Source organism: Rhodococcus sp. C1 (assembly GCF_020809065.1).
Classification (GTDB): Bacteria; Actinomycetota; Actinomycetes; order Mycobacteriales; family Mycobacteriaceae; genus Rhodococcus_F; species Rhodococcus_F qingshengii.
Genome location: NZ_CP078080.1, coordinates 2,358,407 through 2,369,977, shown reverse-complemented (window position 1 = coordinate 2,369,977; position 11,571 = coordinate 2,358,407). Strand labels below are relative to the sequence as shown.

At 62.2% G+C, this 11,571-nt stretch carries 10 protein-coding genes; 1 reads left to right on the top strand and 9 read right to left on the bottom strand.

What is annotated here, in order from left to right; all coding sequences use genetic code 11:
* Window positions 1–70: 70 nt before the first annotated feature.
* The 6 genes from KTR60_RS10905 to KTR60_RS10880 form a co-directional block, all read right to left on the bottom strand.
* On the bottom strand, window positions 71–1,312 hold the full coding sequence (locus tag KTR60_RS10905) for a fatty acid desaturase family protein (protein ID WP_003940700.1): 1,242 nt from the start codon (window positions 1,310–1,312) through the stop codon (window positions 71–73).
* Between the two features lie 138 nt (window positions 1,313–1,450).
* The gene (locus tag KTR60_RS10900) at window positions 1,451–2,713 is read right to left on the bottom strand and encodes a fatty acid desaturase family protein (RefSeq protein ID WP_003940901.1); all 1,263 of its coding nucleotides are present in this window, start codon (window positions 2,711–2,713) and stop codon (window positions 1,451–1,453) included.
* A gap of 24 nt (window positions 2,714–2,737) precedes the next feature.
* Window positions 2,738–3,856 (bottom strand): ferredoxin reductase, encoded by a 1,119-nt coding sequence (locus KTR60_RS10895; RefSeq protein WP_007731196.1) that lies wholly within the window; start codon window positions 3,854–3,856, stop codon window positions 2,738–2,740.
* Between the two features lie 92 nt (window positions 3,857–3,948).
* Entirely contained in the window at window positions 3,949–4,449 is a 501-nt protein-coding gene (locus tag KTR60_RS10890; protein ID WP_030535010.1) for a DUF6912 family protein, read from the bottom strand.
* 23 nt (window positions 4,450–4,472) lie between these two features.
* A complete protein-coding gene (locus KTR60_RS10885) occupies window positions 4,473–5,882 on the bottom strand; it encodes a WS/DGAT/MGAT family O-acyltransferase (protein WP_007731194.1) in 1,410 nt (469 codons plus the stop codon).
* The gene (locus KTR60_RS10880; RefSeq protein ID WP_003940859.1) at window positions 5,876–6,301 is read right to left on the bottom strand and encodes an HAD-IA family hydrolase; all 426 of its coding nucleotides are present in this window, start codon (window positions 6,299–6,301) and stop codon (window positions 5,876–5,878) included. Before KTR60_RS10880 ends, KTR60_RS10885 begins: the two co-directional genes overlap by 7 nt.
* A 130-nt stretch (window positions 6,302–6,431) precedes the next feature.
* Between KTR60_RS10880 and KTR60_RS10875 the strand changes: the two genes are divergently transcribed.
* Entirely contained in the window at window positions 6,432–6,950 is a 519-nt protein-coding gene (locus KTR60_RS10875; RefSeq protein ID WP_228402140.1) for an Rv3235 family protein, read from the top strand.
* Between the two features lie 36 nt (window positions 6,951–6,986).
* Here the strand turns inward: KTR60_RS10875 and secA are convergent, their stop codons facing one another.
* The 3 genes from secA to KTR60_RS10860 form a co-directional block, all read right to left on the bottom strand.
* On the bottom strand, window positions 6,987–9,830 hold the full coding sequence (gene secA / locus KTR60_RS10870; RefSeq protein ID WP_050654900.1) for a preprotein translocase subunit SecA: 2,844 nt from the start codon (window positions 9,828–9,830) through the stop codon (window positions 6,987–6,989).
* 131 nt (window positions 9,831–9,961) lie between these two features.
* Window positions 9,962–10,642 carry a ribosome hibernation-promoting factor, HPF/YfiA family gene (gene hpf, locus KTR60_RS10865; protein WP_003940893.1) on the bottom strand — a complete coding sequence of 227 codons (681 nt, stop codon included), beginning with the start codon at window positions 10,640–10,642 and terminating at the stop codon, window positions 9,962–9,964.
* 175 nt (window positions 10,643–10,817) lie between these two features.
* A complete protein-coding gene (locus KTR60_RS10860) occupies window positions 10,818–11,549 on the bottom strand; it encodes a ComF family protein (protein WP_228402139.1) in 732 nt (243 codons plus the stop codon).
* Window positions 11,550–11,571: the final 22 nt, after the last annotated feature.

Genomic DNA, 11,571 nt, shown 5'->3' with positions numbered 1-11,571 from the left:
ACAGCAAAGCGGCCCGACACCATCGAATGGTGTCGGGCCGCTTGCTGTCTACGGTCAGCGCAGTCGACGATCAGCGCAGGCCGAGGAGGCTGCGCAGCTTTCCGCTCTTGCGCTTACGTGCGATGGCGCTCTTGAGGCCACTGCGACGCCCGGTCACGGGATCGACAGTCGAGGTCAGTTCGCCGTCGAACATCCGCTCCGACGCCGTCTCGGGCGCATTGTCGACGGTGTCCTTGAGGTACTTGTTGGGCAGCGACAGCTTGGCGATGGTGCGCCAGGACTTGGCGTACTGCACGGCAAGCGGGCCCGTCGTGTACGGCAAGTCGTACTTGTCCGCGAGCTGACGCACCGTGACCGCGATGTCCTTGTAGCGGTTGCTGGGCAGATCGGGGAACAGGTGGTGCTCGATCTGGTAGCTCAGGTTGCCCGTCATGAAGTCCATGAGCGCGCTGCCCTCGATGTTGGCGCTGCCGAGCATCTGACGCAGGTACCACTGAGCCTGCGTTTCCTTGTCGATGTCTTCCTTGGTGAACTTCTCGGCACCGTCCGGGAAGTGGCCGCAGAAGATGACCGCGTTGGTCCACACGTTCCGCAGAGTGTTGGCGGTGAAGTTGGCCGACAACGTGCTCTTCCACGCCGGGCCGGTGATGGCCGGGTAGATGACGTAGTCGCGCAGGACCTGCTTGCCGATCTTCTCGCCGACCTCACGGAGCTTGCGCTGCGTCTCTTCCTTGTCGGCGCGGCCCTTGGCCACCTTGCCGAGCTCGAGGTGCTGTGCGGCGATGCCGTACTCGAAGAACAGCGCGAGCAGCGTGTTGTAGACCAGGTTGCCGGCGTTGAAGGGCTTCCAGCGCTGATCGCGGGTGACGCGGAGGAGTCCGTATCCGACGTCGTCGTCCATTCCGAGGACGTTGGTGTACTTGTGATGCAGGTAGTTGTGGGTCTGCTTCCAGTGCGCAGACGGGCCGGTGACGTCCCACTCCCACGAGGTGGAGTGGATCTCCGGGTCGTTCATCCAGTCCCACTGCCCGTGCATCACGTTGTGCCCGAGTTCCATGTTCTCGATGATCTTCGAGAGCGTCAGCAGGCCAACTCCGGCGAGCCACGCCGGACGACGACGGCTGGCGAAAAGCACTGCGCGGCCGCCGATTTCGAGCGAACGCTGCAGACGAATGACGTTGCGCACGTATCGCGCATCCTTCTCGCCGCGCGACTCCTCGATGTCGCGACGAATCGCGTCGAGTTCGCGGCCGAGCGCCTCGATGTCGGCGTCCGTGAGATGTGCGTATTCCTTGACATCTGCAATCGCCATGGAAAGCCTCCTAGCAGTGAGTTAGGCGCAAAGTAGTAAGTGCAGAACGATTCTCGATTCGAATCGTTCAGATCAACTGCACCTACTGTAGCGTAACTTACGGCACCGTAGGTTAGGTTTTTCCCGATGTAACCTATATCACTTCCGGCGCTTCGGCATGCGGGAACGGGCCTGCGACTTGAGTGCGGTCAACAAACCGAGACGCTTACCGGTGATCGGATCGGTACGAAGGTCCTCCACCATCGCCATGGCTGCGTCCCGGAATCCCGAGTCGCGGAACCGCAGTTCCGAAGACGTTTCCGGAGCATTGTCCGAGGTTGCGGTCAGCCACTTGTCCGGCAAAGCCAACTTGTGGATGGTGCGCAGAGCCAGAAGATACTGCTTGAAGAGCGAACCGGTGGTGTACGGGAGATCGAACTTCTCGCACAATGCACGCATCTTCACAGCGATTTCGGGATAGCGGTTGCTCGGCAGATCGGGAAACACGTGGTGCTCGATCTGGTAGCTCAGATTGCCGCTCATGAGTCCCATGAGCTTGCCGGAATTGAAGTTCGCACTACCGAGCATCTGGCGCAGGTACCACTCGTGACGAGTCTCCTGCTCGAATTCGGCAACCGTGAACTTCTCGGCACCGTCCGGGAAGTGGCCACAGAAGATGACGACGTACGCCCACAGGTTGCGCACGAGGTTCGCGGTCGCATTGGCCGACATGGTCGACTTCCACGCCGGCCCCGTCAGCGCCGGGAACAAGATGAAGTCCTTGCCCACCTGACGAAAGATCTTGCGCGCGAAGTCTTTGTTCGCCTGCGAGTTCAGCTGCCCCTTTTCCGCGCCCTCCAACTCGGCTGCCGCCGTGAGGTCGTGCAGCGCGATGCCCCACTCGAACGTGGCCGCCAAGATCACGTTGGCGATCGGCTGGAAGAGGTTGATCGGCTTCCACGGCTCGTCACGAGTCATACGCAGAATCCCGAAACCGAGATCCTCGTCCATACCGACGACATTGGTGTACGTGTGGTGCTGGTAGTTGTGGGCGCGCTTCCAATGCTCGGAAGGACCGGTCTGATCCCACTCCCACGAGACGGAGTGAATCTCGGGATCGTTCATCCAGTCCCATTGCCCGTGCATGACGTTATGCCCGAGCTCCATGTTCTCGATGATCTTCGACAGGCTCAGCAGGGTCGTGCCGACCAACCATGCCGGTCGGTACCGACTGCCGAACAATGCGATACGCCCGCCGAGCTCCAACGCCCGCTGGACGCGAATGACGCGACGAATGTAGCGGGCGTCCCGGATCCCACGAGAGTCTTCGATGTCGAGTCGAATCTGATCGAGTTCACGTCCGAGAGCTTCGACATCGGCCTCGGTGAGGTGCGAAAACTCTTTGATATCGGTGATGGCCACCGTGGTCCTCCGTGTGCCTAGAAGCTATGCGTCCAGCGTACAGTCGCCGGCGGCGGCGGAGATGCACGTCTGGATGCGCTCGCCCTCCGCGTGCTGTTTCCCCGAGCGTAGATCGATCGCGTGGCCGGCAACGAGAGGTACGACACACGTCTGGCAGATGCCCATGCGGCAACCGAACGGCATCAAGGCACCGGACTGCTCGCCCGCCTCCAGAAGCGTCGTCGCACCGTCGACGGTGATCGTCTTACCCGACTTCTCGAACGTGACCGTGCCACCGTCGGCCGAAGCATCGATGCGCGATACGGCGAACCGCTCCATGTGGAGTCGATCCTCGATGCGTTCCGCCTTCCAGACGTCTTCGAGCTCGTCGAGCAACGGGAGGGGTCCGCACGCCCAGGTGTGGCGCTCGCGCCAGTCGGGGCAGACCGTGTCGAGAGAACTGAGTTTGAACTTTCCGTCACGTCGCGTGAGTTGCACGTGGCTCACGAAGTCCTCGTGCTCGGCGTGCAGTGCTGTGAGTTCGTCGGCGAACATCACGTCGGATTCCGTCGGAGCCGAGTGGATGTGCATGACGTCGGGCAATTGACCGCGCCGGTTCATCGTCCGCAACATGCCCATGACCGGAGTGATGCCACTGCCGGCGGTGATGAACAGGATCTTCTCCGGCGGCGGATCCGGCAACGCGAAGTTGCCCGAAGGCGTGGCCAGTCGAACGATGGTTCCCGACGGCACGGCCCCGCTGACGAGGTGGCTCGAGAGAAAGCCCTCGGGCATGGCCTTGACCGCGATGGAAATGCGCTTGTTCTCCCAGTTGGGAGGCGAGGTAAGTGAGTACGACCGCCAATGCCAACGGCCGTCGATATGCAGACCGATGCCGATGTACTGCCCCGGCTGGTAGTTGAAGTCGAATCCCCAACCCGGCTTGATGACGATGGTCGCCGAGTCCGTGGTCTCGGGCCGGACTTCGACGATCTGGCCGCGCAGCTCGCGGGCAGACCACAACGGATTCGCGAGGTGCAGATAGTCGTCGGGAAGCAATGGTGTGGTCAGCCGAGCCGCCGCACCGCGAAGCAGATTGAGCTTCGACCGCGCTGCCGGAACTACCGACGCTGCCGGTGCCTCGATCCAGTCCTTCAGACCCATCAGACCTCCACCTCTCACCTTCCGAACCCACTGCCTACGGTACCGTAGGTTATCAGGTTACGGTACCGTAGGTTACTTCACGGTAAGCACATTCACAGCAGGTCGAGCAAGAACGGCAACTCTTGCGCGGCGTACCACGCCAACTCGTGGTCCTCCGCGTCACCGAGCGTGAACTCGGCATCGGCGTCACCGAGATCCGCCGCGTCGACTATGCCAGCAGCGCGCTCGATGTCCGATTCTGCCTGTTCGAGGTCGACATGCACAGATGCAACCTGAGCCATCGTGACAGGACCCGCCAATCGGACTACCGAATCGTCGAGATCGGGCCGTAACTTCACATCGGCATCGTCGACGTCGGCGGCGACGACAGCACGCCGGAAGGTGACGTCACCCTCGGTTCCGGCGATCAGTCGCAGCGACGCACGCGCAGCCTCACCCATGGCGACCTCGGCCAACTCGTCGTCGTCCCCCGCCGCGTACGACTCACGCAGAGTCGGGGTGACCGCAAAAGCCGTCCGGCTCATAGGGTCGAACTCCTGATCTGCGACCAACTGCTGCAAAATCTCGACCGTCGCCGGTACGTACACCCTCATGAGACCACCTTCATGCTCGTTCGTCACCGACTCGCATCCGTCAATTCCTCGAGTGACTCGAAGATCAGCGAACGAACGACGTCGACGTCCGACATCGCGTCACGGTCGGCATTCAAACCGTAGTAGACATTTCCGTCGTACGACGTCAGGGCGATGCTGAGTGTCTGATTCTTGAGCAGTGGCGACACGGGATACATCTCGAGCATCCGAGCACCACCGAGGTAAAGCGGAAATTGCGGCCCTGGCGCATTGGTGATCATCAAGTTGAACATTCGCTGCGACAGACTACTGGCCGCGCGGGAGCTCATCGCATGCAGCGTCGCCGGCGCAAACCCGGACATTCGCACCATCGTCTGCGCGGTGACCCGCCGACCCTGACGCGCGAATGCCTCCGTCGCATGGGCCACGTGCGAGAGTCGAACCACCGCGTTGGGTTCACCGACAGGCAGGTCGATGAGGAACGAGGAAACATGTCCGGGCGCTTGCGGATCGTCGACGTCAGGACTCTCCGGGCCGTCGGTGTAGACCGACATGGGCACCATCGCTCGCACGATGGTCGCCTCGGTCACCGGTTCACCGCGCGAGAGCAACCAGTTCCGCATCGCACCTGCGATGACGGTCAGAATCACGTCGTTGATCTCGCACCCGTACCGCGCGCGAATACGTCGATAGTCCTCCAGAGACGTCTTGGCCACCGCAAGGCGTCGATTGCGCGAAATGGTGGCGTTGAGCGGGCTCGACGGGGCTACCTGCGTCGCCGTTCGAACCACTTCCGCGAGTTTCCCGAGTGCACTCACAGCCTCGGTGACGGATGTGGTCACGTCGTTGAACGCTGCACGTGCCCGTGCGATCCCCTCCCCCGGGCTCGTTACGAGATCCGCCAGTGCACTGACCAACAAGCTGGTATCGCTCGGCGGCCTGGCGGGCATCCACAATTCTTCGGGGCCTGGCGCTCGATTCTTCTCCGGATCGAAGATCACCTGACTGATCTCTGGAGCCGCCTCGCCGTCCACCAACGACGAATGAGACTTCGTGAAGATGGCAAATCTGTTTCTGGTCAGCCCCTCGACCAGGTACATCTCCCACAACGGCCTCGTGCTGTCGAGTGGTCTCGACGTCAGCCGCGCGATCAGATCCATCAGCTGTTCGTCGGAACCTGGTTTGGGCAGAGCAGATCGGCGTACGTGATAGGTGATGTCGAAATCCGAGTCGTCCACCCAGACGGGGCGGGCCAGACCGAACGCCACCTCGCGAACTCTCTGTCGGTACCGCGGAACCGATCCGAGCCGCTCTTCGACAAGTCGAAGCAACTCCTCGTGATCGATCCCGTTTCGCAGTTGCCTGAAGATCCCCAACGAGCCGACATGCATCGGCGTCGTCCCGGCTTCGAGGAAGTAGAAAGCGGCATCCTGAGTCGTCAGTCTGTTCACCATGGCTTCGTGTCCCCTCCTTCGCCGAGATCGAACAGAATCGACAACTCCTCGATGGTCGATTCCGAGCCGACGTGATGGACCCCGACCATCCCGACGGCCACAGCCGCCCGGACGTTGATTTCGAGATCATCCACGAAAACGAAATCCTCCGGCTCGACGCCCAAACGACTCGCTGCCAACAGATAGATCTCGGCGTCGGGCTTTGCCATCTCGACATCACCGGACAAGATCACGTCGTCGACCAAGACCCCGTCGCCGAGATCCCGCAACCACTGAGCACTGGCGCCGCCGGGATCGTTGCTGACGATTCCCGTCACGATTCCGCGGGCCTTCACCGCGCGCACGACCGCGCTCAAGCCGTCGAGATCCGATCCCGGACCGAACAGCACGCCACCGACATCCAACAGAAGTCCCCGCACGCCATCACCCTAAGTCGCGATGGTGATCACGGCGACATCTCGAGCGATTCGTGTCATGCTTCTCACCATCGCTCGGGGGAGCGAAGTCCGAGACAGCTGTCTCGGACGCAGGATCATCCGGGGGGATGTCATGGAGCAGGACTGCAAGATCGTTCTCGAGCCGGCGCCGCAATTCGAGCCTCACCCGCATACCGTCGTGCTGTCGCGGCCACAGTGCCGGCCAGACCGAACGCAGTGCCGAACAGACCGGATGCTGCGTCGCCCGCGAAAGACGCCACACAACGGAACGTCGCCCAGTACCGGGTTCACTCACGCTCCGGAACCGCGGCTGGTAGGTGCCGACATCTTCTGGAACCGATCACTACGTCTGGTTCTCGAAACCGTCGACCGACGACGAAATCCACGGCAACTCAAGGGCGTGTTGACGCCGTCCGTCCTGGAAGTTGTTGCGAGACTTTACACTTCGGATTTCTCGGCCCGGAAGCTGGGCGGCGCGGCCGTTCACCGCACCCACGTTCAAGCAGTGTCGGAGAGTACCGCCGAAGTCTGTGCGACGTACACACGAGGCACGCAGACTTTTGCCGTCGCAGGCCGGATCGACCACACAGACGAAACAGGCTGGACGGTCACCGCACTACACGTGGTGTGACCGTCCAGCCTGCCGAGTACTGACTGCGCTAATACCTCAGCGCTTGCGCTTGGACTTCGGAGCTCGATTGCTCTTCGACTGCGTCCGTGCGGCTTCACGACGTTCGCGACGAGAGGCGGCACCGTCGCCGGTGTCGGCAGCCGAGTCACGTGTTGCCTTTGCCTTGCCGTCCTCGTCCGGGCCGGTGTACGTCAGACGCGACGGACCTTCGTCGTCAAGTCCCTTGGCGCGCAACGCCGTCGGGGCGGCAGTTCCGGCTGTCCTGGCCGCAGCCTCCTGCGTGGGGAGCGGCTTGGGCGCCGTGGCGGACGCCGCGGCGGCAGAGCCCGCGGTGACGGAAATTCCACTTGCGGGCTGCGCCGGAGCTGCCTCGACCTGCAGGTTGAAGAGGAATCCGACGGACTCTTCCTTCAATCCGTCGAGCATGCCGATGAACATGTCGTAACCCTCGCGCTGGTACTCGACCAGCGGATCGCGCTGGGCCATCGCACGCAGACCGATTCCCTCCTTGAGGTAATCCATCTCGTAGAGATGCTCACGCCACTTACGGTCCAGGACCGAGAGGAAGACACGACGCTCGAGTTCACGCATACCGTTTTCGCCGGCGATCGCATCGATCTCGGCTTCGCGCTTCTTGTACGCCGCGTGGGCGTCTTCGAGCAAAGCGGTTCGCAGGTCGTCACGGCTCAGGTCACTGTTGATGCCTGCGCCGTCCTCCCCTGCCAACGTCTTGTGATCGATGCCGACCGGGTACAGCGTCTTCAGCGCCGTCCACAGCTGCTCGAGATCCCAGTCCTCGACGTATCCCTCGGCGGTGGCACCGTCGACGTAGGCGGTGACCACGTCAGTGATCATCTGCTCGACCTGGCCTTCCATGTCCTCACCCTCGAGGATCTGGCGGCGCTCCTTGTAGATGACCGTTCGCTGCTGGTTCATGACCTCGTCGTACTTGAGGACATTCTTGCGAATTTCGAAGTTCTGCTGCTCCACCTGGGTCTGAGCGCTCTTGATGGCCTTCGAGACCATTTTGGCTTCGATCGGGACGTCGTCGGGCAGGTTCAGGCGCGTCATGATCGACTCGAGTGCCGAACCGTTGAAACGGCGCATGAGCTCGTCACCGAGCGAGAGGTAGAACCGCGATTCGCCGGGATCACCCTGACGTCCGGAACGACCACGCAACTGGTTGTCGATTCGGCGCGATTCGTGACGCTCGGTGCCCAGGACGTACAGGCCGCCGGCATCGCGGACCTTCTCGGCGTCTGCCTTGACCTCAGCCTTGACCTCGTCCAGGACTGCGTCCCAAGCCGCCTCGTACTCGTCCGGCGTCGTGACCGGGTCGAGGCCCTTCTTGCGCAGCGCGATGTCCGCGATGATGTCCGGGTTACCACCGAGCACGACGTCGGTACCGCGGCCGGCCATGTTGGTCGCGACGGTGACCGCGCCGGAGCGACCGGCCTCGGCGATGATGGTCGCTTCCTTCTCGTGGAACTTGGCGTTGAGGACGTTGTGGGCAACGCCGCGCTTGGTGAACTGCTTGGACAGGTACTCCGAGCGCTCGACGCTGGTGGTACCGATCAGGACGGGCTGGCCGTTCTCGTGGCGCTCGACGACGTCGTCAACCACCGCGTCGAACTTGGCTTCCTCGGTCTTGTAGATGAGGTCGCCGTTGTCGACTCGGACCATCGGACGGTTGGTCGGGATCGGGATCACACCGAGCGTGTAAGTCTGGTGAAGCTCGGCAGCTTCCGTCTCGGCGGTACCCGTCATGCCCGACAACTTGTCGTACAGACGGAAGTAGTTCTGCAGGGTGATGGTGGCAAGGGTCTGGTTCTCCGCCTTGATCTCCACCTTCTCCTTGGCCTCGATCGCCTGGTGCATGCCCTCGTTGTAGCGGCGGCCGACCAGTACGCGGCCGGTGAACTCGTCGACGATGATGACCTCACCGTCGCGGACGATGTAGTCCTTGTCCTTGGTGTAGAGCTCCTTGGCCTTGATCGCGTTGTTCAAGTAGCTCACCAGCGGCGAATTCGCGGCTTCGTACAGGTTGTCGATACCGAGCTGGTCCTCGACCAGTTCGACGCCCGCCTCGTGCACACCGATGGTGCGCTTGCGGATGTCGACCTCGTAGTGAACGTCCTTCTTGAGCAGCGGCGCGATGCGCGCGAACTCGCTGTACCACTTGCTGGAGCCGTCGGCCGGGCCCGAGATGATGAGGGGGGTTCGGGCTTCGTCGATGAGGATCGAGTCGACCTCGTCCACGATGGCAAACGCATGGCCACGCTGGACCAGGTCGTCCAACGAATGCGTCATGTTGTCGCGCAGGTAGTCGAAGCCGAACTCGTTGTTGGTGCCGTAGGTGATGTCGGCTGCGTAGGCGACGCGGCGCTCGGCCGGCGTCATGCCCGAGAGAATCACACTGGTCTCGAGGCCGAGGGCGCGGTGAACGCGGCCCATCCACTCGGAGTCGCGCTTGGCAAGGTAGTCGTTGGTGGTGACCACGTGGACGCCGTCACCCGCGATCGCGTTGAGATAAGCCGGAAGAACCGACGTCAGAGTCTTGCCCTCACCGGTCTTCATCTCGGCGACGTTGCCGAAGTGCAGGGCCGCGCCACCCATGATCTGCACGTGGAAGTGCTTCTGATTGATCACGCGCCACGACGTCTCACGGGCCACGGAGAAAGCCTCGGGCAGCAACTCGTCGAGAGTTTCCCCGGCGGCATAGCGCTCACGGAACTCGGTGGTCTTGGCTTTGAGTTGCTCGTCTGTCAGGCCTTCGACATCGGGCGACAGAGATTCCACATGCTCGGCGATGTGCTTGAGCCGCTTGACCATGCGACCTTCACCAACACGGAGCAGCTTCGATAGCGACAGCGACGGCACAGTCTTCTTCGTCCTCAATCTTCGGCGACAGGGGGTCACACACTGAAAATCCGGCCGGGGTCCGAAAACTCCGGCCGGATTCCATGGTAGGCGCTACCGGCGGCGAGCGAGCAAACCCACCACCGATTGGGTCATGTCAGGCGGATCAATCCGTAGTCGAAAGCGTGACGACGGTAGACGACGGACGGCTTGTCCGACTCCTTGTCATGGAAGAGAAAGAAGTCGTGTCCGACCAGTTCCATCTCGTAGAGAGCGTCGTCGATGGTCATCGGCTCGGCCGGGTGATCCTTCGTGCGGACCACGCGTCCCGGGCCGTCGTACTCGTCCGGCTCTTGACCGTTCAGCGAAATGTCCGGTGTGACTCCGAGTGAGTCTGCGTCGACGAGGGAGGCGGTTGCCTCCGCGACGGACACCGGTCGCTTGTCGCCGTAATGGACCTTCTTGCGGTCCTTGGTTCGACGGAGGCGACTCTCGAGCTTGTCGATCACCGATTCGAAGGCGGCGTAGAAGCTGTCTGCGGACGCTTCGGCTCGGGCCACCGGGCCTTTACCTCGAGCGGTGATCTCGACGCGCTGGCAACTCTTGGCCTGTCGTCGGTTGCGTTCATGTTGGAGTTCCACGTCGAAGTGGAATATGGAGGGGTCGAAGTGTTCGAGTCGCGCCAGCTTTTCCGAAACGTAGATTCGGAAGTGATCGGGGATCTCGACATTTCGTCCCTTGACTACGACGTCGGATCTCGGAGCTGCGGCATTCTCGGAACGCTCGATGGTGGCGTCCTCGATGAAAAACGAGGCTTGCGAAGGGGTCGTCACTCGTACCTCCCAATTACGGCCCCGCCCCACGGTGGGCGGCGGCAAATTCTGCAAGTACCGAGAGGGGATCCGCCCGGCACCAGTATCGAAGTACCACCTCCTACCAGTATTTTCGGGTGTGCCGCCGACGCTAGTACGTAACGCGCGCGAGTGCCACTGTTCCAACGAAATTCATCTAAGCCCCTGCAAGGACAAGCACGAGAGTTGTCCGAATCCCACTGAGCGAGAGGGCCCGAACCGACTCTGCCGCAGTCGCTCCCGTGGTGAGGACGTCGTCGAGCAGGACGATGTCACTGTCCCCGGCAATCGAAGAGATCGCAGTGGTGTCGAGAGACACATGACCGTTCACGTTGGTCACCCGGTCGGCCGCGGACAGTCCCACCGAGTCACGTACACCTCGCGTCATCCGGAGAATCGGACAGACACGTACCGGACGACCCGCGACAGAACCAATTTCCCGCTTTCCGCGCACACTTTCGGCTATCCGGCGAACCGGATCACCCCCGCGAGATCGCGCCGCTCGGGCGCGCGTGGGAGCCGGCACCAGCACGATCGGCGGACGACCCCCGCTGCCGAGCTCGCCCCACCGTTCCAGAGTGGCCAACGCATCGGCCACAGCGATCCCCAGAGGCATCGCGAGGTCCCGACGACCCCGTTCCTTCATCTCGATCACACTGCGCCGCCTGGGGCCGTCGTAGCGGCCGAGTGCCCAGACGGGCACGCCCGGTTCCACGCGCGGACTCAGTTGAAGCGGATGATCGCGCAGCAGTTCCGCGCACTCACCGCACCACAGAGTCCCCGAGCGGCCACACCCACCACACTCGCGTGGCAACAGCAGGTCGAGCAGACCGGCACCGAATTTCTTGTCCCCCATGGCCGAATCATGAACCTGAGCACCGACATGCATCAGAGCGCAGACATTCACCAGA